Source organism: Xanthomarina arctica, assembly GCF_014638915.1.
GTDB lineage: Bacteria > Bacteroidota > Bacteroidia > Flavobacteriales > Flavobacteriaceae > Xanthomarina > Xanthomarina arctica.
The window spans coordinates 520,167-543,165 of record NZ_BMFQ01000001.1 but is presented as its reverse complement, the minus strand read 5'-3'; the positions used below and the strand labels follow the sequence as shown (position 1 = coordinate 543,165).

Genomic DNA, 22,999 nt, shown 5'->3' with positions numbered 1-22,999 from the left:
ACTAAAGACGATAAATTTTGTTGATTGTGACAGTTTTTTAACTGAATTACTAAATTAAGATTAGGCAACATGATGTTTTTCATGTTATATATGAACTATTTCATTATCATGAAGTAAGGCATCCCCTCGAAGTCTCAGAAAAATTTGAGCCACCGCAATGGTGTCTTTTTCGCAGTAGACAACTATCCGGTCTATCTGCTTTTCTTCGTAATACACACGATAAACTTCGCTACCATCGATATCATCTTTTGGTGAAGGGATTCCTAAAATATTGGTCAATAATTTTAAAGAGGTATAGTGTTTGTAATCGCCAAATTTCCAGAGCTCTAAGGTGTCCAGATGAGGTACTTCCCAGGGTTTTTTCCCAAAGAGATTTAGTTTATATGGTAATTCTATATTGTGAATAATCATGCGTCTGGCTATATATGGAAAATCGAATTCCTTACCATTATGAGCACATAACAAATGTTTAGTCTGACTGAAATGTGAAATAAGAAGATTTTTAAAATCTTTTAATATGTTAGTTTCTTCTCCATAAAAAGAGGTGACTCTAAAATTCCGAACATCACCTTGATTTTTAAAATAACCTACTGAAATACACACGATTTTTCCAAACTCAGCCCAAATACCTGCTCTGTCGTAGAACTCTTCGGCAGTAAATTCATCTTTTCTTTGGTATTGGGTTTTATGCTCCCAAAGTGCTTGTTTGGTTTCGTCTAAATCTGAAAAATGATGATTTTCTGGAACAGTTTCAATGTCCAGAAATAGTATGTTTTCGAGATTTAGTTTGTCAATCATTTAGAAAGTAATTAACGATCAGATAATAAAGTTACGCATTGTTTTCCAAATATTCCAGAAATTCCTGCAGCAAGACCGCCAATAATTCCAGTAACTAAAATTAAGAGATAGGCATTTCCGTTTAATGGCAATAGAATTGCAATCTTTTGGGCGAGAATAAAATCGTTAGCACTGCTTAACCAAAAGGCATGAACCATCCAGAAAAGACTTATGGCTAAAAAAGGTACTACAAATACAGATGCACGTTTTAAACTTATAAATAAACTTGTAGCAAAAGCGGCAACCATAATGGACCACCAAGGTAAAAACTGAGATAAAATAAGAGCAATGATGATAGTTGCTATAAAATTGATGATGTTTTTTGTCATGATTATGGAGTTAAAGTTTGAGTTGAAATAACACCTTCAGTGCTCGTTTGATCTTGAATAAATAGCGCTTTAAAATACTCGCCAACAGCCCAATGATCTATAAAGTTATCGTAATACTTGCTTCCTGGATTTCCAGATTGTCCTCCTGGATAAATACCTAAAGCTGTTGGTGGCGAAGTCATTTCAACTATCATTCGCCAAGAAGGTCCGTGATTTTCAGCCGCCGCATTAACGGTGTTTCTATCGCCGCCAATTGGTAAATCAAATCTTGAAAAAGCTGGTAATCCTTGTAATAAATGACCCGCGAAAGTACCTTTGTAGGCTTGCCAATTATAATCGCCATGTTCTTTTTTCCATTCGGAAAGTTCTTTGGCAGTTTCTTTAAAAGTGATTAGAAATAAATCCTTAGCCGTTTCTTTTTCGGGTGTTTCAACAATATCCATAAAGTCATCTTCTGGATGGTTTTTAAACATATATATGGTTTGATAGGTGTAAGGATCAATCAAAGCAGTGTTATCCAGATCGAATTCGTCCCAAGTTAATGGATACAATTTCTTCCACCATAAATCCCAAATGCTTGGTGCTGTTTCTGCGATGTCGCTATTAAAATCCCAAGCTTTTATAATGTTTAAAAAGTCTAATTCTTCTTGATTTAGACTGGAAATATCCATGTTTTCGAACATGGTTGGTAATAATTCTGAAGCTTTTAAATTGTAATTGTTATTTTGAAGGTCTTTAAAATCTTGAATAGAGAATTTTTCTTTTGAATTAAAAAAATCGTTAATCACTCGATTTCTATAGGTTTCATAACCATCATTGAAAACATAAAACGGATAAGATTCATCTACGGGATGTTGATTTGCGGAACTTACAAAACCACGTTCCGGGTTTTTACTAAAGGCATTATTTTCACTAGGAATAAAGCTTTGCCAATCGTTTTCCGGATTACTACCATCCATTAAAAATTTGCCTTGTCCTTCCCATTTATTGGCAAAAGCCCCTTGAATCCAAAGAGCGATATCTCCATTGGTAGAAGCAAATACAAAGTTTTGTGCTGGAGCTACCCAATGTTGAAGTGCTTTTAAATAATCGTCGTAATTTTTAGATGTATTTAAATCGATTAGAGTACGTTGGTTATTGCCACCAATATGACCAATCCATTTCATGGCATAACCTTCCATTTGACCATTCCCTTTAAAGGTGTGATCGTAACTTACAGGTCCATGATGCGTGTAAATAACAGAATCTAAATAGGTTTCTTTTCCCTGTATTTTAATTTCTTCAACTCTAACGGTGGTGTTTTTCCAGGCGTTATCGTACTTGTATTGGGTTCTATTAGTGTCTTTAAATTCAATTTTATACCAATCTTTAACGTCTCTGGTAGCATTGGTTTCTCCCCAAGCGATATCTGTATTGAACCCAGACACTACGCCTAAAGCTCCAGGAAGCGTCGCTCCGTATGAGTTGTGTTCTGGAGTTGCTAATTGCATAACAAACCAAATGGAAGGTAGGTTGAGGCCTAAATGTGGATCGTTGGCAAGAATGGCTTTTCCTGAATAAGATTTGTCACCTGAAATAGCCCAATTGTTACTTCCGTTATTTGGATGCGGTTTTTCCATGGTTTCCGCAATGGAATCTAGAGGTAATTCGCTTTTTGGTGTTTCGGTTATAGCTGTTTCAATATAACTCCAATCGGTTTCTTTTGGAATAATTGGGTCGTTGACATCAAAAAAATCTGGAAAGAGTAAATCAAAACGTTCTTTACCTAATAATCTTAAGGCATTGGTATATTCTAAATCTGAATCTCTTCCACACAACATATCTGTCATGTACATCAATAAATAAGCTGTTTTATCAATAGTCCATGGTTCCGGTTTGTAACCTAATAATTTATATTCTACAGGATAATTTTTTGGATCAAGAGATTGAATAAAATCGTTAACACCTTCGCTGTAAGCTCCTATAAAAGCTATGATTTCAGGATCTTCTTCGGTCATTTTTTTAAGCGTGTTTTCTGCGCCAAAACCCATGCCTTTTCTTCTTTGCGCTCTGTCGTAATCCAATGCTTTTTCACCAATAATTTCCGATAATCTTCCAGCGGCCGCAAATGTTTGAAATTCCATTTGCCACAATCTGTGTTTGGCAGTTATGTAGCCTTGGGCTTTATATAAATCGGTGTCATTTTGTGCAAAAATATGAGGCACTAAATTTTCATCATAATGAATCGTCACTTTTTCGGTAAGGCCATTTATTTGAACATTTCCGGTAATAGATTCGGTATTTTCATTTTGCCAGATCCCTTGTGCAGGATTTAAAAAGTCGCCAATGACGGGAATAGAACCAAATTTGGTATTTAAAACGAAAAAGATGCCAACAAGAAGAACTAGGGAAACAAAAAATTTAAGGTATTTCATGTATTTAAATTTAAAAAACTAAAGATATGTTTTTTAGTTGAATATGAAATATTAAAGAAAATCAGACCTTTAATTAAAACAAGGATTGTTGTTTGAAAGGACTTTCATGCTCCAGCAACCATTGTTTTCTGTGTAGACCTCCAGCATAACCCGTAAGACTTCCATCGCTACCAATAACACGATGACAAGGCACTACAATCCATAGAGGATTTTTTCCATTAGCATTTGCAACCGCACGAATCGCTTTTACATCACCTAATTGTCTAGAGAGTTCTAGATATGAAAATGTTTTACCAGAAGGAATGGTTAATAGTGCATCCCAAACTTTTCTTTGGAAATCTGTACCTTGAGGATTTAATTGCAGGTCAAAATGTTTTCTTTGACCATCGAAATATTCGTTGAGCTGATAAACACAATCTTGAAGACATTCTGGAATAATATCTGTAATTTTCTCTTCAGAATTTAAAACGGTGATTGATGAAATACCATCGTCGTCACCAGTTATTTTGGTAAAACCTAAAGGAGAATTAATGATACAGTCTTCCATTAGATTTCAGGGTCTTCCTCTTCTTCATCATTAATTAATCCAAGACGTTTGGCACGTGCTTCCCAACTTTTTCTAGCCAAAAGCTGTAAATCTGGAACATCGTCACTTTCGTCCATAATCTCTAAACCGAGAAGAGTTTCAATAACATCTTCCATAGTAACAAGACCACTTACTGAGCCGTATTCATCTACAATTAAAGCCATGTGATTTTTACTTTCAACCAATTGCTCAAACAAACGTGGAATTGGCATGCTTCTGTTGATAATAATGATGTTTCTCTTAATATCTGTAAGTAATTTGCTTCCATTTCCAAAAGCCATTTCTTTAAATACCTCGTCTTTTAAAACCAAGCCAGTAATATTATCTGGGTTGTTCGTGAAAACAGGAATTCTGGAGAATTTAATATTGGCATTTTTTTTGAAGAAACTTTCAACAGTTTGGTTTTCATCTTCAATAGACATGATGGTTCGAGGCGTCATGACATCTTTTGCAAGGACTTCTTTAAAAGTTAACAGGTTTCTAATAACTTTAGATTCAGATTCTTGAAAAACACCTTCTTCCTCAGCGATGTTGGTCATGGCATGAAAATCTTCACGACTTAAAACACTGCCATGTCCGCTACCTCCAATAAGTTTGGTTGTGAGTCTTAATAGCCATAAAATACCCGTATATTTTAAAGGAAATATTAAAACATTAAGAGTTGTTGCAGTAAACCCGGCTAAGGATTTCCAATGTGATGCACCTATTGTTTTAGGTATAATTTCAGAAAGAACTAAAATAAGCAAAGTCATGATAGCCGATACAATACCCACTGTATTTATTCCGAAGATCTCTATTTTATAAGGTAATTTTTCAGCTTCAATACCAACCATCATAGCGCCTAAGGTATGTGCAATCGTATTTAGGGTAAGAATGGCAATTAAAGGTTGATCAACATCGGCTTTAAGAGTTTCTAATTTGAAAGCATACTCTTTGTTTTCTTGCTTTTTCACATTAATAAAGGTTGGAGTAACGCTTAGTAAAACGGCTTCCAGAATGGAACATAGAAATGAAAAAAATATAGAAACGGTTGCCCATAAAAGGAGTGTGCTCATTGATGTGTGTTTTATATCCTGCTAATTTAAGGATATTATAAGAGTTTGACTCTATGCTAAGAAGAATTTTAACAAGCTATATTTCATTAATCCATTATTTCTAAAAGAGTTAAAAACAATTTCATTACAGGCAATCTATGTACTTAATTTTATTGTTTTTTGTAATGTCAGAAATAAGGGCAGATCAAAATTGAATGCCATATCATGAATAGTAAAGTCGTTTAAATTTATACAGAATAGTTTGATTTCAATGTCCTGAAATTAACAAAATTTGGCTATGATTGACTAAAATAAACATCATATTGCTTAAATAATAAAGTTGACATCAAATTTATTAAACATGAAAATCTATCATTCTCTTTCTCAGATACCCTTTCTGAAAAAATATTCTTACAAATTTCTTTTCATAGCTTTTTTGGGTATTCATATTCCATTATTGGGTATTATATTATTTGCGCTTTTTTCGACTTCGATTTCAACGACTACCTTCATTATAATTACCCTAGTATTGACACTTGGCGCCACAGCATTGACTTTGAAAATTCTAAATGCGCTTCTAAGCCCCATTATAAAAGGAGAAGTAGCTTTGAAAGAATTTGTAGATCATGATGTCGTTCCAGACTTGCCAATTACTTATACGGATGAGGTTGGGGAAATGTTGAAGAATATTCAATATACCATAGAATGTTTGGATGAGGTAGATAAGGAAAAACAAGATATTATCGAGTTGATTTCTCACGATTTAAGAACTCCCATTCTACAATCTCTAGATATAATCACTTTTTTAAATGATGATGGGGATGATCCGGAACAACGTGCAGAAAACTTGAGTTTATTGAGTGAGATTGTTACCAAACAACTTAAATTTCTTGAAGAAATGCTGAAAGCTTTAAAGGCTAAACATATAGAGATTGGGTATAAGAATTTTGAATCTATACCGGTTTCGAGCATGATCAATAAAATTATTTACGATTATAAAAAACGCATTGAAGTAAAACATTTGTCCGTTATTAACACCATCCCGGAACATGTAAAACTACACGGTCATTCCTTAGGTATGAAACAGGTTTTTGAAAACTTGTTGAATAATGCAATTAAGTTTTCTGAAAAAAATGGGGAAATACATATTTCAGAAATTTCAGATAAAAATTCAGTGCAAATTATCATACAAGATCAAGGGACGGGTTTTAATGAAAGAACCAAAGACACCCTATTTAGTAAATTCGTACCAGGTCATTTAGGGACTAGTGGCGAGCCAACAACAGGCTTAGGGCTCTATTTAACTAAAAAAATTGTAGAGAAACACGCTGGTACTATTGAGCCTTTTAGTGAGGGTCAAGGTAAAGGTGCTAAATTTGTGGTTTCTATTCCAGCTTAATTTTTATTTAAAAATAAAAAAAGACCTCAAATCTTTAAAAGATAAGAAGTCTTTTGTGTTTTATTATAGGTGATTTTATTTGTTTAATAATTTCGCCACATCTTTAGCAAAATAGGAAGCTATTATGTCTGCTCCAGCTCGTTTCATAGCTGTAATTTGTTCCATCATAACTGCGTCATGGTCTAACCAACCTTTTTCTACCGCGGCTTTAAGCATGGCATATTCTCCAGAAACTTGATAAACAGCAACTGGTACATCAACTTCGTTTTTTATTTCTCGAACTATATCTAAATAGCATAAACCTGGTTTTACCATCACGATATCTGCACCTTCGTAAATATCCATTTCGGTTTCTTTAAGAGCTTCAAAACGGTTAGCATAATCCATTTGATAGGTTTTTTTGTCTTTTGGAATATTCTTTAAATCTACAGGAGCAGAATCTAAGGCATCGCGAAAAGGACCATAAAAAGCAGAAGCATATTTAGCAGAATAACTCATGATTCCGGTGTTGAAAAAGCCTTCGTCTTCAAAAGCTTCACGTATGCTTAATATTCGACCGTCCATCATATCGCTTGGAGCAACAAAATCGGCCCCAGCTTGGGCGTGAGATAAGCTCATTTCGGTAAGTAAATCGACACTTTCATCATTTAAAACAATGCCATTTTCTATAATGCCATCGTGGCCATATTTTGAATATGGATCCATAGCCACATCTGTCATGACTAACATATCTGGACAGGCATTTTTAACCGTTTTAATAGCTCGTTGCATCAAACCTTTTGGATTTACAGCTTCTTTTCCAGCATTGTCTTTTAAATTATCTGGTACTTTTACAAAAAGTAAAACCGATTTTAAACCCAGTTTCCAGAGTTCTTTGACTTCCTTTTCAAGCAAGTCTAAACTGAAACGATAATAGTTTGGCATGGAAGCTATTTCTTCTTTGACACCTTTTCCTTCAACCACAAAAAGTGGGACTAAAAAATCGTTTGGAGAGATGATGGTTTCACGAACTAAGCTTCTAATAGCTTCGTTTGTTCTTAGTCTTCGGTTTCTTTTAATAGGATACATAATTTTCTAATTTTTGGCATAACCTAGGTAATACCATGTGTCGTTTTCTTTTATAAAAGCAGATTTTTCATGAATAACGTCTACGTTTCCATTTTCATGAAAGAAAGCATTAAATGTTACTGTGCCTTCGGTATCATTTCCTAAACCTTTAGTTGTTTCTAGAACTTCAAGTTTGATCCATTCTACAGATTTTGCCCATTTTACAATCGCTTTTTTTTCTGATATAGGTCTTGTAGAAATATGATGGGTTTGCATTAAATAATCGCCATTGGCTAATACAAAAGCGCTATATCTAGAACGCATTAACTGTTGTGCTGTTTCCGTTTTTTCTTTGTTTAAATGAAAGACTTCACAGCATGCTTTATAGGTTTTATTATTTCCGCAGTAACAAGTCATATTAAACCTAGGCTATTGGATTTCGTAATAGGTTTATTAATTTTTCTTCAAATCTAAATCTTCAAAATCAAAACTAAAATCAGTAATATCAGAAATTGGTTTTAATGTCATTCCTTGAGCTTTTCCGTTTTCATCGAATTGAAAATTCACAAATACATCGGCATCATAACTTCTATCATCCCATTTTGCAATCATTACATTTGAAGTATAAGGAACTAATTCACCTTTTAATCTAGGAGATGTTTTGCAAGAAATTCGTAACGTATTTCCTTCGTTTAAAATTAGTACATCACCAAACCAATCGTCGGTGTAAGTTCCTAAAATTTGCTCATTTTTTATTTGGTTTTTTTTATCTTTCTTAAAAGCATCTGATTTTGAATAAATGTCTTGTTTTTCTTTCTCAAATTCTGCATTCCTCTTTGTCATTCTCTCGTCATACTGTGTTAGCCAATTTCTATCTTCAATACCTAAATATGAGTCTTTTATAGTATTGGTAATTGTACTAAAAGCGGCGCCACTTTGTTGATTGGTAAGAATAACAATTCCTAATTTCATATCTGGAATTAAAGTAAATTGTGTTACTGTTCCTATTAATCCACCAGTATGATATACTTGTTTGTGTCCTTCTACATCGGTTAAAAACCAACCTAATCCATACCCGCCAAAATTAGAATTATAGGCATTTTTAAATGAAACAGGTGTTGCGATTTGAAGATTCCATAATTGATAAATTTGTTTGTCTGAAACAAGCTTTGTTCCTTCTTTTGTTGTAAAACCATTCATTAAAAATTCTGCCCAAGTGTTCATATCTTTAATGTTACTTATAATTCCACCAGCAGCATTTGCGGTTTCATTCCAATCGTGAGGAACAGCAACTGCCTTGCCATCAATTGGTGCATGAGCATCAATAATATTTGAAACATTTGCAGTTTTTGCGTTATTATAACTTCCATAACTTGAAGTCATTCCTACAGGTTTTAGAATTCTTTGTTCTATAAATTCTGACCAGGAAAGTCCAGAAACTCTATGAATAATTTCACCAGCAACAATAAACATAATATTGTTATAATCTAAAGTGCTTCTAAAAGAATTTTCAGGTTTTAAATATCTTACATTATAAATAATGTCATCAACCGTAAGTGTTCCTCCTTCTGGAAAAAACATCAAATCCCCTTGTCCTAAACCCAGACCAGCACGATGAGTAATCAAATCTTTGATTGTTATTTGTTGCGAAACATAAGCATCATTCATTTGAAACTCTGGTATATGTTTAGATACTTTGTCATCAAAATTTAACTTTCCTTCATCTGCTAAGATGGCTAAAGCTGTTGCTGTAAATCCTTTTGAATTTGATGCAATTCCGACTAACGTTTCATCAGTCATTTCTTGATTTGTATTCAAAGATCTTACGCCAAATCCTTTTGAATAAATAGTTTTTCCATCTTTAATAATTCCGACAGACATACCCGGAACATCAAAAGTTTTTAACGTATTTTGAATCAGTTCATCTAATTTTTTTTCTTCAATTTGAGAAAAGGAAACACAGGATATTAAAAATAATAAAATAGAGAATTTTGTTTTCATTTTTAATTATTTAAATTTTACGAAATAATCCATTCTTTTGGATTCATTAATATTTTGATCAATTTTTCTTCTTCACTTCCTTCTTCAGGATGATGATTATAAACCCATTGCACATGTGGTGGTAAACTCATAAGAATACTTTCAATTCTTCCGTTTGTTTTAAGGCCGAAAAGGGTTCCTTTATCATGAACTAAATTGAATTCTACATAACGCCCACGACGAATTTCTTGCCATGTACGTTGTGCATCGGTATAAGGTAAATCTTTGCGTTTTTCAACAATTGGAACGTAGGCTTCTAGAAAACTGTCACCAACTTCTGAAACAAAGTTAAACCAGTTTTTCATACTCATATCGTCTGAAACTTTGCAATAATCGAAAAATAGACCTCCAATGCCTCGACCTTCATTTCTGTGGGCATTGTAAAAATATTCGTCGCAACGCGCTTTATATTTTGGGTAAAAATCGGTATTATGACGATCGCAAGCTGTTTTACAAGTCTGATGAAAATGTTTGGCATCTTCTTCAAATAAATAATAAGGCGTTAAATCTTGTCCACCACCAAACCAACTATCTACAATATTTCCTTCTAGATCGTACATTTCAAAATAGCGCCAATTAGCATGAACTGTAGGAACCATGGGATTTTTAGGATGCAAGACCAAACTTAAACCACAAGCAAAAAAGTTGGCGTCTTTTACACCAAAATGATTTCGCATGGTTTCAGGTAATTCGCCATGAACAGCAGAAATATTAACACCACCTTTTTCAAAAACTTGTCCGTTTTCAATAACACGTGTTCTGCCTCCTCCACCTTCTGGGCGTTCCCAAAGGTCTTCTTGAAATTTAGCTTTGCCGTCTACTGTTTCGAGTTTTGAGCTAATGCTATCTTGTAATTCTTGGATGTATTTGTAAAATTTATCTTTCATTCCGGTATTAAATAAAAGGTGTTTTTTATGTTATTTAAACTTATCAGGTCTCAAAGACCTTGCAGGTTGACGATTTGTCTTTCATATTGCAACTCATAAAGCTCCATATCTAAAGCGATATCGTCTGAATTAATAAATTCATCTTTAAGCGTTTTAGTCCAGGTAAAACCACATCGTTTAGCAACATTGACGCTACTTGTGTTTGCTTCATGAATAATGATTTGTAGATTTTCTAAACCTAGTTCTTCAAAAGCAAATTTTGTAAAGGAATTAATACTTTGTGTGATCCATCCTTTCCCTGAAAATTTTTTTCCAATGCAATAAGCAAATTCGCCTTGCTTTAAATTATAATCTATGCTTTTTAAAAGCACTAAACCAGCAACAACATTTGTTTCAATGTCTTTGATAGCATAAGTAAATTCGGTGCGTTCTTTTATGGCCTTATTCTGTTTAGAAATATAAATTTCAGAATCAATTTTAGATAAATTCTGTGCTAAGGTTTTAGGTAAAAATTGCTGAAAATTTTTACCATTAGAAATCATTAAAGCATTTAAACTTGGAGCGTCCTCTGGTTTGAGAGCTTCAAGTTTAAATGTTTCAGTTGAAAAAGTCATTTTTCATTTTGTTAAGCTTTGTATTCTTTTACAGCGTCAATAAATGCTTTGGCATTGTCCAAAGGAATATTAGGTAAAATTCCATGACCTAAATTCACGATATATTTATCTTTTCCAAACTCGTTAATCATTTGGTGAACCATTTTTTTAATTTCAGCAGGAGGAGAAAACAATCTTGTAGGATCGAAATTTCCTTGTAATGTAATGTTTCCACCTGTTAAATAACGAGCATTTTTAGCCGAACAAGTCCAGTCGATACCTAAAGCTGAGGCTCCAGATTTTGACATCTCATCCAGTGCAAACCAACATCCTTTTCCAAATGCAATTACAGGTGCATCATCTTTTAAAGCATCGATTATTTGTTGCATATATTGCCAAGAAAATTCTTGATAATCTACTGGAGAAAGCATGCCTCCCCAAGAATCAAAAACTTGGACAGCATCACAACCAGCTTTCACTTTTTCTTTTAGATAAGCAATGGTGGTATTGGTAATTTTTTGAAGTAATTGGTGGGCTGCAACAGGGTTTGTAAAACAAAATTCTTTAGCTTTATCAAAGTTCTTGCTTCCTTGTCCTTGTACGCAATAGCATAAAATAGTCCATGGAGAACCTGCAAAACCAATTAAAGGAACCTCGTTGTTTAATTTTTCTTTTGTAGCTTTTATGGCTTGATATACATAATCTAAAGCTACCGTAACATCTGGTACAATAACGTTATCGACGTCTTTTTGAGAGCGAATCGGATTTGGCAAATAAGGTCCAAAATTGGGTTTCATTTGCACTTCTATGTTCATGGCTTGAGGAATCACTAAAATATCGCTAAATAAAATAGCGGCATCCATACCATATCTACGAATAGGCTGCACCGTAATTTCACTAGCTAATTCTGGAGTTTGGCAACGTGTAAAGAAATCGTATTTTTCTTTTATGGCCATGAATTCAGGTAAATAACGCCCTGCTTGACGCATCATCCAAACTGGTGGACGATCTACTGTTTCACCTTTTAATGCTCTTAAAAATAAATCGTTTTTAATCATATTTTTATGTCATTCCCTTTACTACAGGAATTATTTTAATTGTACTTCAATTATTGTTGTGTTTATTGGGACACTTTTTAGACCTGCCAGGTTTTTAAAACCTGGCAGGAATAGGAATACTAGATATAATGTTCGTTTACCAATTCAATAACACTTTCTACAGTTGGAACTTTTGCAACTCTAACATCCTGAAAATGTTTTTTAGCTTCCAAGGCCGTAGATTCTCCAATACAAAAGGCAATTCCATTTGCATGGTTTTTCTTAATATAACTTTGAACCGTTGATGGACTATAAAACATAATAGCTTCAATATTCTCATCTACTTCAATAGCATCGTACTTTGTTTGATAAGCTTCAATTTCGTTAACTTTAATATTATTTTCTTCTAATATTAGAGGTAAGTGATCTAATCTTAAATCGCTGCAAAAATAAGTAACCTCAGTACCATCAATATATTCAACTAGATAATTGGCTAAATCTTTAGCGTTATTTTCAGTATGTGTAACTTTTCCAATGCGTTTTTCAACCATGCGTTTGGTACGACGCCCAACACAATAAATGTTTTTGAATTTTAATTCTTCGGCAGGACAGTTTGTTAAAATGGCTTCTACAGCATTTTTACTTGTAATAACAACATTCTGCATCGGAACTTTTAAGGTAGCTAACGATATTCTATTCAAACTAATCTTAATGGCATCGTTACTTTTTGCAGAAATTTTTTCATTAAATAGTAACTCCTGTCCTTCGGTGAAAGATTTTGTAGAGTAAACATTGGTTTGTATGTTTTGGTTTTTTATACCATCCATCAACGTTTTTCCGCCTCTTTCTATAATATAATTAGAACAGAATTGTGCAATATTGTGATGTCCGCCCAATTTTTCGGTTCTAGTAACTTCAATTTTTCTAGACCCATCAGGACTTAATAAAACACCTTTAAAAACTACTTCTTCTTCATTTTTAATATAGGCAATAGCACCAATTGGAGCAGTACAACCTCCTTCAAGTAGATTTAAGAATTTACGCTCTATGGTTGTGCAAATTTCTGTTTCTTCATGATTAATTTCAGCACAGATTGCTCTAATTTCTTCGTCTTCTGCTAAAGCTGTAACCATGATTGCTCCTTGTGCTGGTGCAGGAACCATCCAATCTAAATTGATGGCATCTTCTGGAGTTAAATCCAAACGACCCAATCCAGCAGCGGCAAAAATAGCGCCATTCCAATCTTCACTCTCTTCAAGTTTTTGAAGCCTTAAATTTACATTTCCTCGTAACCCAACAACGGTATGTGTTGGATATCTATTTAGCCATTGCGCACGTCGACGTAAACTTCCAGTTGCTATAATAGCATCTTTGTTTGATAAAAACTCTTCGTTATTTTTAAAAACTAGAGTGTCCTTAATATTTCCACGTTTTATAACTGCCGCTTGTACAATGCCAATAGGTAAAACAGTAGGGACATCTTTTAAAGAGTGTACTGCAATATCAATATCGTTATTGAGCATGGAAATATCTAGGGTTCTAGTAAAAACACCAGTAATTCCAAGTTCATGTAAGGGTCTGTCTAAAACTAAATCGCCAGTAGATTTTACTGGTACGAGTACGGTTTTATGACCTAATTTTTTTAACAGGTTTTGTACTGTTTTGGCTTGCCATAGCGCTAATTGACTATCGCGTGTACCTATTCTAATTATTTTAGACATGTTTTATAGTTTCATCTGAAAGATGATTTTTAAATTTTCGACAAAGATAACACCTTTTAAAGCGTCTTACTTCATTCATGTTTACATAGTTGCTGTTGCATCTAATTGAAATACCTTTTTTATAAGTTCCAGGCTTTCATCTGTAGTAATCGCATCATCTTTTAAGTGATGTGCAAAATGATTGGTTATCTTTTGAATGATATTATTGCTAATTAATTCGGCTTGTTCTTCGTTAAAACCAGATAGTTTTTTACGTTGCGTGTCTAATTCAGCAATTTTAAAATCGTTTAATTTTAGCTTTAAAGCTCTAATGGTTGGAGCAAATTTTCTAGTTTCTAACCAAGAATTAAAATCTGCTTCTACTTCTTGAATAATTTGTTTTGCTTGTGGAATTTGTGCTTTGCGTTTTTCTAAAGTTTCGTCTGTAATTTGAGCTAAATCGTCTAAATGAATTAAGGTTACTTGCTCTAATTCTGAAACATTCACATTCACGTTTCTAGGAATCGATAAATCTAAAATTAATAAGGGCTTTTTAGATTGAATCAAATGCTTATCAACCGTTGGGTTTTGCGCTCCAGTAGCAACAATTAATACATCGGATTGATTTATTTCTTCTTGTAAATTAGCATAATCTTTAACTAACAAGTTAAATTTTCCAGCTACTTCTTCAGCTTTATTTTTGGTTCTGTTAATTAAAGTAATGTGTTCGTTTTTGGTATGTTTTACTAAATTTTCACAAGTGTTTCTCCCAATTTTTCCTGTACCAAAAAGCAAGATGTTTTTATTGGTAACATTCTCTACATTTTTCATAATGTATTGAACGGAGGCAAAAGAAACAGAAGTTGCTCCAGACGAAATATTTGTTTCTGTCTTAATACGTTTGCTAGCTTGAATTACCGCATTTATTAAACGTTCTAAAAAGGCATTTAATAAATTCACTTTTTTAGAATTTCTAGCACTTGTTTTAAGCTGACTGATAATTTCGAAATCCCCAAGAATCTGACTATCTAATCCTGATCCAACTTTAAACATGTGAGAAATAGCCTCTTTCCCCTTAAAGATATATGCTACTTTTTGAAACTCTTCGACCGTTCCTTTGGTGTTTTCGCAAAGTAATTGGATGAGTTGATAAGGATGTTCAGCAAAACCGAAAATTTCTGTTCTGTTACAAGTAGAAGTAACTATTAAACTTTCAATACCATTTTCTTTAGCTTGCTGTAATAAGTTTGATTTAGAATTTTCATCTAAACTAAAATGACCTCTAATTTCGGCATCGGCTTTTTTGTAGCTTAGACCAATAGCGTAGAAATATGTTGTTTTTGATGTATTCATATATTCCATACCTGATTTGGGAATTTGGAAACAAAAGTAATTTTATGTTCAGACAAAAAGTAACGCTCAAAGAACTTTAAGTATCGCTGCTCGATTTTTAACTCAATTTTTTAATATAACATGATAAATGTCATACTTTTGCCCTTGTATCAATGCTTTTAAACATATCAGTTTAGAATCAATCTAAATAAAACAGAATGAATTCATCTTTTAATACTGAAGAAAACATCGCTAAAGGAACTTTTGAGGAAGTTGAAATTGACCAAGATTTTTTTGTTTTAACATATCAAAATGAAAGCGGTGTTATTGAAACTCTTGAACGTGAGATAGATAGTAGTTTTATTCAATTTCATTATTGCGTGAAGGGTTTAAGTAAATTTATTTTTAACGAAGGGAGTTATGTCTTGGATATTCAAGATGAAAATTCGCTTCTACTTTATAATCCGCAAAGAGATTTACCCATTCATTTAATTGTAAATCCACATTCCTGGTTGGTTTCTGTATTGATCTCTATTAAAAAATTTCATAGTTTATTTTCCCAAGAAGCAGATTATATCACGTTTTTAAGTGGAGATAATAAGGATAAAAAATATTATAAGGAAGGGAAAATTTCACCATCGATGGCTATTGTATTAAATCAGCTGATAAATTATAACTTGAATTCATCTATAAAGAATTTATATTTTAAAGGAAAAGCTTATGAATTATTGAGTCTGTATTTTAATAGAAGTGAAGATGCTAATATTGAACAATGTCCTTTTTTAGTTGATGAAACCAATGTGATTAAAATTAGAAAAGCAAAGGACATTATTATTTCTAGAATGGCAGAACCGCCTTCCTTACAAGAGTTGGCAGATGAAATTCAATTAAGTTTAAAAAAACTTAAGGAAGGGTTTAAAGAAATTTATGGCGATTCTGTTTTTAGTTTCTTATTCGATTATAAAATGGAATTTGCCAGAAAGCTTTTAGAATCTGGAAGTCATAATGTAAATGAAGTAGGTTTAAAAGTAGGTTATAGCACGTCCAGTCATTTTATTTCGGCATTTAAAAAGAAATATGGAACCACTCCAAAAAAATATATAATGTCGGTATCTTCGCAGGCGTAATTTTTAATTTGTATTATTAATTAATAGAATTCCCGCTTTCTAGGGATATGAATATGAAAGGAATATTATTAGTAAACTTAGGCTCACCAGAAAGTCCAAATCCTAAAGATGTAAAAAAATATTTAGGAGAGTTTTTAATGGACGAACGTGTTATAGATGTGCCACTTTGGGCAAGAACACTTCTTGTTAAAGGGATTATTTTAAATACCAGACCCAAGGCCTCTGCGGCAGCTTATCAGAAAATTTGGTGGGAAGAAGGTTCTCCTTTAATTGTTATTTCAGAAAGACTTCAGGAAAAAGTACAACAAAAAGTTGAAGATTACCCTGTAGCTTTGGCTATGCGTTATGGTACGATGACCATAAAAAAAGGGCTTCAAGAATTGGTAGATAAAGGTGTAAATGAAGTGTTATTATTTCCCTTGTATCCACAATTTGCTATGGCTACAACCGAAACTATTGTGGTGTTAGCTGAAGAGATTAGAAAACAACATTTTCCGAGTATAAAAATTACAGATTTTCCTGCATTTTATAATAAACCAGATTATATTGAAGTATTAAGTGCTAGTGTTTCTAAACATTTGGAGAACCATCCATTTGAACATTTACTATTTTCTTATCACGGCGTTCCAGAAAGACATATTTTTAAAAGCGATGTCACAAAATCTCATTGCAAAATTGATAAAAGCTGTTGTGTCACGCCATCTAAAGCGCATGAGTATTGTTACAAACATCAATGTTTGGAGGTCACTAGGTTGGTAGCAGAAAAACTTCAGCTCGAACCAGGATCATATTCTACCAGTTTTCAATCTCGTTTAGGTTTTGACCCTTGGTTACTACCTTACACAGATAGAACGATAGAGCGTTTAGGAAAACAAGGCATTAAAAATATGGCTATTGTAACTCCAGCTTTTGTAAGTGATTGCCTGGAAACTTTAGAAGAAATAGCCATGGAAGGACAAGAGATATTTCATGAAATTGGTGGTGAAAATTTTACTACGGTTCCGTGTTTGAATGATGATGAAGCCTGGGTGAATTTACTTGCAAAATGGATTAAAAACTGGGCAGAACCAAGCATAGCAGAACTAATTTAATGGCTACAATCTCTTCACAAAATCTAGGATCAGAACCCATTGGAAAACTACTTATTAAGCAAGCAGTTCCTGCATCTATAGGTATTTTGGTGATGTCGCTTAACATTCTTGTAGATACCATTTTTGTTGGAAATTGGATTGGTTCTACAGCCATTGCAGCTATTAATGTGGTATTACCTGTTTCCTTTTTTATTGCTGCCCTTGGAATGTCTATTGGAATTGGTGGTTCTTCCATTATTTCAAGAGCTCTTGGAGGAAACAATCCTGAAAAAGCTTTAAAAACTTTTGGAAATCAGATAACATTAACTCTTTTGTTTACCGTTGCCTTAGTTTTTCTAGGACTGTACTTTGTCGATTCTATTATTCCTGCTTTTGGAGGAAAAGGCGCTATTTTCGAGCCAGCAAAAACCTATTATACCATTGTGCTATATGGCGTGCCATTTCTAGCTTTTTGTATGATGGGAAATAATGTAATTAGAGCAGAAGGCAAACCTAAATTTGCCATGTATGCTATGATGATTCCATCCGTTGGGAATTTGATTTTGGATTATGTATTTATCAATATATTGGATTATGGTATGGAAGGTGCTGCTTGGGCAACTACAATTTCATATTTGCTGTGTTTTGGTTTTGTTTTGTGGTTTTTCGCTTCTAAAAATTCAGAATTAAAAATAAATTTTTCGCATATAGGACTTCAAAAACACATAGTTAAAGAGATAGGTTCCTTAGGAGCTGTAACGCTAGCAAGACAAGCTGTTGTAAGTATTACATATCTTTTTATGAATAACATTCTTTTTGATCTTGGTGGCGAAACCTCCGTTGTTTCCTATGCCATTGTTGGAAGAATGCTCATGTTTGCTTTGTTTCCAGTTTTTGGAATTACCCAAGGGTTTTTGCCTATTGCCGGTTTTAATTATGGGGCTTCAAAATATGAAAGAGTGAGAGAAGTAATTAATACAGCCATAAAATATGCTGTTATTTTGGCGACTATCATTTTTGTTTTACTCATGGTATTTCCAGAAGCCATTACTAGATTATTCACAGACAACGCCGAAGTTATCAAAGAAACGCCAAGTGCAATGCGTTGGGTTTTTGCAGCCACCCCAATTGTTGCAATTCAACTTATTGGAGCAGCTTATTTTCAGGCTATTGGAAAAGCTATTCCTGCACTTTTATTGACTTTAACCAGACAAGGCTTCTTTTTTATTCCTTTAATACTTATTTTACCAATGTTTTATGGCGAATTAGGGGTTTGGATGTCGTTTCCAATTTCAGATGTTTTAGCGACCATAGTAACAGCTTATTACTTAAATAAAGAAATAAAATCTACCTTGCTAACCCAGCCAGTAGAAACCGACTAATTACTTTTAAACAGTGGAATATTACAATTACATAAAATCGCTTCACCTTATATTTGTTATCACTTGGTTTGCAGGCCTTTTCTACATTCCTAGGCTTTTTGTTTATCAAATTGAAGCATTTCATAAACCGTCTCCCGAAAAGGAAATCCTTGGAAAACAGTTAAAACTTATGGCAAAAAGATTGTGGAATATTATTACTTGGCCTTCAGCAATTTTAGCAACTATTTTTGCAGTTTGGCTATTAGTTTTACAACCCGAATGGCTTCAACAACCTTGGATGCATGTTAAATTAACCTTTGTAGTTCTTTTATTCTTTTATCATTTTAAAACTCATATATATTATAAACAATTACAACAAGATGTGGTTAAAAAATCTTCAAATTTCATGAGACTTTGGAATGAAGGCGCTACTTTTATTCTGTTTGCAATTGTATTTTTAGTAATTTTAAAAAGTGCTATAAACTGGGTTTTTGGAGTGGCAGGAATCTTTGTATTAGGTATTTTATTGATGCTAGGCTTTAAGCTTTACAAAAATATTAGATCTAAAAATCCAGAGGCTTAATAATTAAAATCTAAACGGAAAACACCCAATTTTAAAAAGAATTGCAGTGCCTTTGTAATTTTAAATTTTGTCAAAGCTAAAGTGCATTTGGTTTGATTATTGCTATATTTAACACAGCACAATTTTTACCATGCATTTAAGAAAACTATCCTTACGACTTCGTATATTTTTAGCCATGATTCTCTTGGTGCTTTTAGCGTCTATTCTAATTGCTGCGGTAACTATTTACCAGTACAACGAAGAAGCTATAGATTATCACAACGAAAGATTAGAGCGTAAAGAAGAAAATATAAAGCAAAGTATTGAGTACGCTATTAAAAAAACAACTTATCCTGTTTCTACAGAAACAATGCCTCTAATTTTTAAAGATGAAATTTATGAAATTGCAGCCATTCATAAACTACAAATCAATCTTTACGATTTAGACGGCGGTCTTATTAAATCTTCCAGAGCCACTTTTGTAACAGACTCTCTTACAAAATGTTTGTCGGCAAACGTTTTAAATACCATTTCTAATACCGCGGAACACCGATATGTCAATAAAACAGAAGAAAATGGAGAGGTCTTTTTGTCTTCATATTCATACATAACGGATAAAAAGTTTAAACCTTTGGCTATTTTAAATTTACCCTATTTAGAGAATGACGATTTTTTAAATAAAGAGCTTAACGAGTTTTTAGAACGTTTGGGATATGCCTATTTGGTCATGCTAATTATTGCTATTAGTTTGTCTTATTTTCTTTCGAAATTCATTACAAAATCACTTAAAACGATTAGTGATAAAATGAATGAAACTACTCTTGAAAAGCGCAATAAAAAAATTGAAATTGAATCAACAAGCGAAGAGATTGGAACTTTAGTGAGATCTTATAACGGCATGATAGACCAACTTGAAGAAAGTGCTGTAAAATTAGCGACTAGTGAGCGTGAACAAGCATGGAGAGAAATGGCAAAACAAGTAGCTCACGAAATTAAGAATCCGCTAACTCCCATGCGCTTAACGGTGCAAAGTTTTCAGCGAAAATTTGATCCCAATGATGAAAACATCCATCAAAAGTTAGATGAATATTCTAAAACGCTTATTCAACAAATTGATACTATGAGTTCTATTGCGTCTGCATTTTCAAATTTTGCTAAAATGCCAGCCCAACAAAATGAAATATTAAATGTGGTTGAAATTACGCGTTTGGCTTTGGATATTTTTAGTGAAGATTACATAGTTTTTCAAAGTGAAGAGCAAGAAATTAAGGCCAAATTTGATAAAACGCAATTAATTAGAGTGATTACCAATTTGGTGAAAAACGGTATTCAAGCCATTCCTGAAGAACAATTTGTGAAACACATAAATGTAAAAGTTTTTGAAGAAAATGAAGAAGTAGTTATTGAAATTTCAGATAATGGAATTGGTATTTTAGAAGCTAATGGGGAAAAGATTTTTGAGCCAAAATTTACGACCAAAACAAGTGGTATGGGACTTGGGCTTGGTATGGTAAAAAACATTGTGGAAACTTATAATGGAAGTATTATCTTTACATCACGAAAAAATGAAGGAACAGTTTTTAAAGTTAGGTTTCCTAAAAATTAAAATAGAATTATAAATTATTGGAGCTTTAAGCCTGTCTTACAGTCTTTATAAAATCAAAAAAAATGTCTTATACCAACATCCTTTCAGAACGTAGTAATGGAATTACTACTATAACTATTAACAGACCATCCAAATTAAATGCTTTAAATAGTGCTACTATTCAAGAACTTCACAGCGCTTTTGATGAAGCAAATAAAGATGCAAAAACCAAAGTAATATTTGTAACAGGAAGTGGCGAAAAAGCTTTTGTTGCTGGTGCAGATATTAGTGAGTTTGCCGATTTTGATGTTGAAAACGGTGGTAAATTGGCGGCTAAAGGCCAGGAAATATTATTCGATTTTGTTGAAAATTTAGCTACGCCAGTAATTGCCATTGTCAACGGTTTTGCACTTGGTGGTGGCTTAGAATTGGCTATGGCTTGTCATTTTAGAGTGGCTAGCGACAATGCTAAAATGGGCCTTCCAGAAACGTCTCTTGGTGTTATTCCAGGTTATGGAGGGACACAGCGTTTATCACAATTAGTTGGAAAAGGTAGAGCTATGGAAATGGTTATGACTGCTGGAATGATAGACGCCAACCAAGCGCTATCTTATGGTTTGGTAAACCACGTTACTACTCAAGAAGAATTATTACCACTGGCTGAAAAGATTGCTAATAAAATTATGAGAAACTCATCGGTGGCTATTCAAGGAGCCATTAAAGCTATAAATGCTAACTTTAAAGATGGTGTTGATGGTTTTAAAATAGAAATTGAGGAATTTGGAAACTGTTTTGGTACTGAAGATTTTACCGAAGGAACAACAGCTTTTTTACAAAAACGTAAAGCTGATTTTCCTGGGAAATAAAATTTAGTTTCTTTAACTTATTAAGTGTTTGTTTGTGGTACTATAAAAGGTGAAACAAACAAACACTTCTATTTTTTGAATATGCGGTTATAAGTAAACTCTTTTTTATTTTCTTCTTTTAAGATACAAATCCTGCACTAAAACAATTAAAATAACAGTTATTGGAGTTGCCAAAACCAATCCCCAAACTCCTGTTACTGCACCCATTAATAATTGTGCAATTATTATGAGTGCTGGAGGCATGTTAATTAATTTTTTCTGAACAAGAGTTGTAATAAAATTACTTTCAATAAACTGAATGAGAATATAAAGTCCTGCAATTAAAAGTGCCATTTTAGGGCTTTGCATTAAACCTACTAGAATAGCTGGCACCAAGGCAATTAATGGTCCAAAGTTGGGAATAAAGCTTATCAAACCGGCTAGTAGTGCTAGGACAAGCCAAAGCGGAACTCCTAGAATAGCTAAACCAATAGCTGTTAAAACAAAGACAATAAACATGGAGAAAAAAGTGCCTTTCAACCAATTTAGCAATTGATTATCTATGTTTTTTAAAACGTCGGTACCAGCTTCCTGTGCTTTAACGGGTAGTAATTGCACCATGCCATTAACATATGTTTTGGGAGAAATGGTAAAGAAAATTCCAATAAAAAGAATAACATAAATATCACCAAAGAACCCAAATGTGGACTGGAAAAATTGGCCAGCAAACACTTGTGCTTTCTCCATTGAATCTGCTGAGGATATGTTATTTATAATTTTTTCGCCTATGGCATTATTTTTCAATTTAGCTTTGGCATTATCAATTATTTCAGGTAACGTATCTATTAATTCGGTACCTTGATTCTGCACTTTTGCTCCAATCAACCAGAATAATCCTGCCACTATTAACAAGGTACTTATAATGGAAATAGCGACACAAATCCCTTCTTTCCATTTTGTTTTACTTTGAATGAAATTACTTATACCTCTAAAAAATATTGCTATCAGTGTTCCTGCTAGTATGAGCAAAAACACCCGAAACGTGGCTTTTAAAAGCAATAAGAAAATTATTGAAAAAGATAGTATTCCAACTACAATCCATACTTTTCTTTGAAAAGAGGGATTGTTTTCTGAATTTATTTGAGGTTCATTCTTGGGTGTCATAAAAATATAATTACTAATGTCATAAATTTACAGTTTATTTTATTCAGTTT

21 protein-coding genes are annotated in these 22,999 nt (G+C 33.2%); 7 read left to right on the top strand and 14 right to left on the bottom strand.

What is annotated here, in order from left to right:
- Positions 1-84: 84 nt before the first annotated feature.
- From IEV77_RS02355 to IEV77_RS02335, 5 genes are all read right to left on the bottom strand, one after another.
- Positions 85-798: a 3'-5' exonuclease gene (locus IEV77_RS02355; protein WP_188461465.1), complete on the bottom strand. Its 714-nt coding sequence runs from the start codon at positions 796-798 to the stop codon at positions 85-87.
- An 11-nt stretch (positions 799-809) separates the two neighbouring features.
- Positions 810-1,166, bottom strand: coding sequence for a hypothetical protein (locus IEV77_RS02350; RefSeq protein ID WP_188461463.1), 357 nt, complete (start codon positions 1,164-1,166; stop codon positions 810-812).
- A gap of 2 nt (positions 1,167-1,168) precedes the next feature.
- Positions 1,169-3,580: a penicillin acylase family protein gene (locus IEV77_RS02345; protein WP_188461461.1), complete on the bottom strand. Its 2,412-nt coding sequence runs from the start codon at positions 3,578-3,580 to the stop codon at positions 1,169-1,171.
- 73 nt (positions 3,581-3,653) lie between these two features.
- Positions 3,654-4,127, bottom strand: a complete 474-nt coding sequence (locus tag IEV77_RS02340; protein ID WP_188461459.1) for a methylated-DNA--[protein]-cysteine S-methyltransferase — start codon at positions 4,125-4,127, stop codon at positions 3,654-3,656.
- Positions 4,127-5,221, bottom strand: coding sequence for a CNNM domain-containing protein (locus IEV77_RS02335; protein WP_188461457.1), 1,095 nt, complete (start codon positions 5,219-5,221; stop codon positions 4,127-4,129). Before IEV77_RS02335 ends, IEV77_RS02340 begins: the two co-directional genes overlap by 1 nt.
- A gap of 535 nt (positions 5,222-5,756) precedes the next feature.
- Here IEV77_RS02335 and IEV77_RS02330 point away from each other — a divergent pair.
- Positions 5,757-6,599, top strand: a complete 843-nt coding sequence (locus IEV77_RS02330) for a sensor histidine kinase (protein WP_188461455.1) — start codon at positions 5,757-5,759, stop codon at positions 6,597-6,599.
- Positions 6,600-6,674: 75 nt separating this feature from the next.
- On the opposite strand, the gene hemB is transcribed toward IEV77_RS02330, so the two are convergent.
- From hemB to hemA, 8 genes are all read right to left on the bottom strand, one after another.
- A complete protein-coding gene (gene hemB, locus IEV77_RS02325) occupies positions 6,675-7,667 on the bottom strand; it encodes a porphobilinogen synthase (protein WP_188461453.1) in 993 nt (330 codons plus the stop codon).
- A 6-nt stretch (positions 7,668-7,673) separates the two neighbouring features.
- Positions 7,674-8,063 (bottom strand): YchJ family protein, encoded by a 390-nt coding sequence (locus IEV77_RS02320; protein ID WP_188461451.1) that lies wholly within the window; start codon positions 8,061-8,063, stop codon positions 7,674-7,676.
- A 36-nt stretch (positions 8,064-8,099) separates the two neighbouring features.
- Positions 8,100-9,647 carry a serine hydrolase gene (locus IEV77_RS02315; protein ID WP_188461449.1) on the bottom strand — a complete coding sequence of 516 codons (1,548 nt, stop codon included), beginning with the start codon at positions 9,645-9,647 and terminating at the stop codon, positions 8,100-8,102.
- A 17-nt stretch (positions 9,648-9,664) separates the two neighbouring features.
- Positions 9,665-10,573: an oxygen-dependent coproporphyrinogen oxidase gene (gene hemF / locus IEV77_RS02310; protein WP_188461447.1), complete on the bottom strand. Its 909-nt coding sequence runs from the start codon at positions 10,571-10,573 to the stop codon at positions 9,665-9,667.
- A 50-nt stretch (positions 10,574-10,623) separates the two neighbouring features.
- Positions 10,624-11,187 (bottom strand): GNAT family N-acetyltransferase, encoded by a 564-nt coding sequence (locus IEV77_RS02305; protein WP_188461445.1) that lies wholly within the window; start codon positions 11,185-11,187, stop codon positions 10,624-10,626.
- 11 nt (positions 11,188-11,198) lie between these two features.
- A complete protein-coding gene (hemE, locus tag IEV77_RS02300; RefSeq protein ID WP_188461442.1) occupies positions 11,199-12,224 on the bottom strand; it encodes a uroporphyrinogen decarboxylase in 1,026 nt (341 codons plus the stop codon).
- Between the two features lie 119 nt (positions 12,225-12,343).
- Positions 12,344-13,924: a hydroxymethylbilane synthase gene (hemC, locus tag IEV77_RS02295; protein WP_188461440.1), complete on the bottom strand. Its 1,581-nt coding sequence runs from the start codon at positions 13,922-13,924 to the stop codon at positions 12,344-12,346.
- 81 nt (positions 13,925-14,005) lie between these two features.
- Positions 14,006-15,265, bottom strand: a complete 1,260-nt coding sequence (gene hemA / locus IEV77_RS02290) for a glutamyl-tRNA reductase (RefSeq protein ID WP_188461438.1) — start codon at positions 15,263-15,265, stop codon at positions 14,006-14,008.
- 188 nt (positions 15,266-15,453) lie between these two features.
- Between hemA and IEV77_RS02285 the strand changes: the two genes are divergently transcribed.
- The 6 genes from IEV77_RS02285 (at position 15,454) to IEV77_RS02260 (ending at position 21,806) form a co-directional block, all read left to right on the top strand.
- Positions 15,454-16,362 (top strand): helix-turn-helix transcriptional regulator, encoded by a 909-nt coding sequence (locus tag IEV77_RS02285; protein ID WP_188461436.1) that lies wholly within the window; start codon positions 15,454-15,456, stop codon positions 16,360-16,362.
- A 53-nt stretch (positions 16,363-16,415) separates the two neighbouring features.
- On the top strand, positions 16,416-17,453 hold the full coding sequence (gene hemH, locus IEV77_RS02280) for a ferrochelatase (protein WP_188461434.1): 1,038 nt from the start codon (positions 16,416-16,418) through the stop codon (positions 17,451-17,453).
- On the top strand, positions 17,453-18,814 hold the full coding sequence (locus IEV77_RS02275) for an MATE family efflux transporter (RefSeq protein WP_188461432.1): 1,362 nt from the start codon (positions 17,453-17,455) through the stop codon (positions 18,812-18,814). Before hemH ends, IEV77_RS02275 begins: the two co-directional genes overlap by 1 nt.
- Before the next feature lie 13 nt (positions 18,815-18,827).
- Positions 18,828-19,376, top strand: a complete 549-nt coding sequence (locus IEV77_RS02270; RefSeq protein WP_188461430.1) for a CopD family protein — start codon at positions 18,828-18,830, stop codon at positions 19,374-19,376.
- A 130-nt stretch (positions 19,377-19,506) separates the two neighbouring features.
- Positions 19,507-20,961 carry a sensor histidine kinase gene (locus IEV77_RS02265; RefSeq protein WP_188461428.1) on the top strand — a complete coding sequence of 485 codons (1,455 nt, stop codon included), beginning with the start codon at positions 19,507-19,509 and terminating at the stop codon, positions 20,959-20,961.
- A gap of 62 nt (positions 20,962-21,023) precedes the next feature.
- On the top strand, positions 21,024-21,806 hold the full coding sequence (locus tag IEV77_RS02260; protein ID WP_188461426.1) for an enoyl-CoA hydratase/isomerase family protein: 783 nt from the start codon (positions 21,024-21,026) through the stop codon (positions 21,804-21,806).
- Between the two features lie 105 nt (positions 21,807-21,911).
- Here the strand turns inward: IEV77_RS02260 and IEV77_RS02255 are convergent, their stop codons facing one another.
- On the bottom strand, positions 21,912-22,949 hold the full coding sequence (locus IEV77_RS02255; protein ID WP_188461424.1) for an AI-2E family transporter: 1,038 nt from the start codon (positions 22,947-22,949) through the stop codon (positions 21,912-21,914).
- Between the last annotated feature and the right edge of the window lie 50 nt (positions 22,950-22,999).

What these genes read in the sequence shown, in the direction of transcription:
- IEV77_RS02355 (WP_188461465.1), bottom strand. Translation starts at nt 798, where the DNA reads ATGATTGACAAACTAAATCTCGAAAACATACTATTTCTGGACATTGAA.
- IEV77_RS02350 (WP_188461463.1), bottom strand. Translation starts at nt 1,166, where the DNA reads ATGACAAAAAACATCATCAATTTTATAGCAACTATCATCATTGCTCTT.
- IEV77_RS02345 (WP_188461461.1), bottom strand. Translation starts at nt 3,580, where the DNA reads ATGAAATACCTTAAATTTTTTGTTTCCCTAGTTCTTCTTGTTGGCATC.
- IEV77_RS02340 (WP_188461459.1), bottom strand. Translation starts at nt 4,127, where the DNA reads ATGGAAGACTGTATCATTAATTCTCCTTTAGGTTTTACCAAAATAACT.
- IEV77_RS02335 (WP_188461457.1), bottom strand. Translation starts at nt 5,221, where the DNA reads ATGAGCACACTCCTTTTATGGGCAACCGTTTCTATATTTTTTTCATTT.
- hemB (WP_188461453.1), bottom strand. Translation starts at nt 7,667, where the DNA reads ATGTATCCTATTAAAAGAAACCGAAGACTAAGAACAAACGAAGCTATT.
- IEV77_RS02320 (WP_188461451.1), bottom strand. Translation starts at nt 8,063, where the DNA reads ATGACTTGTTACTGCGGAAATAATAAAACCTATAAAGCATGCTGTGAA.
- IEV77_RS02315 (WP_188461449.1), bottom strand. Translation starts at nt 9,647, where the DNA reads ATGAAAACAAAATTCTCTATTTTATTATTTTTAATATCCTGTGTTTCC.
- hemF (WP_188461447.1), bottom strand. Translation starts at nt 10,573, where the DNA reads ATGAAAGATAAATTTTACAAATACATCCAAGAATTACAAGATAGCATT.
- IEV77_RS02305 (WP_188461445.1), bottom strand. Translation starts at nt 11,187, where the DNA reads ATGACTTTTTCAACTGAAACATTTAAACTTGAAGCTCTCAAACCAGAG.
- hemE (WP_188461442.1), bottom strand. Translation starts at nt 12,224, where the DNA reads ATGATTAAAAACGATTTATTTTTAAGAGCATTAAAAGGTGAAACAGTA.
- hemC (WP_188461440.1), bottom strand. Translation starts at nt 13,924, where the DNA reads ATGTCTAAAATAATTAGAATAGGTACACGCGATAGTCAATTAGCGCTA.
- hemA (WP_188461438.1), bottom strand. Translation starts at nt 15,265, where the DNA reads ATGGAATATATGAATACATCAAAAACAACATATTTCTACGCTATTGGT.
- IEV77_RS02285 (WP_188461436.1), top strand. Translation starts at nt 15,454, where the DNA reads ATGAATTCATCTTTTAATACTGAAGAAAACATCGCTAAAGGAACTTTT.
- hemH (WP_188461434.1), top strand. Translation starts at nt 16,416, where the DNA reads ATGAAAGGAATATTATTAGTAAACTTAGGCTCACCAGAAAGTCCAAAT.
- IEV77_RS02275 (WP_188461432.1), top strand. Translation starts at nt 17,453, where the DNA reads ATGGCTACAATCTCTTCACAAAATCTAGGATCAGAACCCATTGGAAAA.
- IEV77_RS02265 (WP_188461428.1), top strand. Translation starts at nt 19,507, where the DNA reads ATGCATTTAAGAAAACTATCCTTACGACTTCGTATATTTTTAGCCATG.
- IEV77_RS02260 (WP_188461426.1), top strand. Translation starts at nt 21,024, where the DNA reads ATGTCTTATACCAACATCCTTTCAGAACGTAGTAATGGAATTACTACT.
- IEV77_RS02255 (WP_188461424.1), bottom strand. Translation starts at nt 22,949, where the DNA reads ATGACACCCAAGAATGAACCTCAAATAAATTCAGAAAACAATCCCTCT.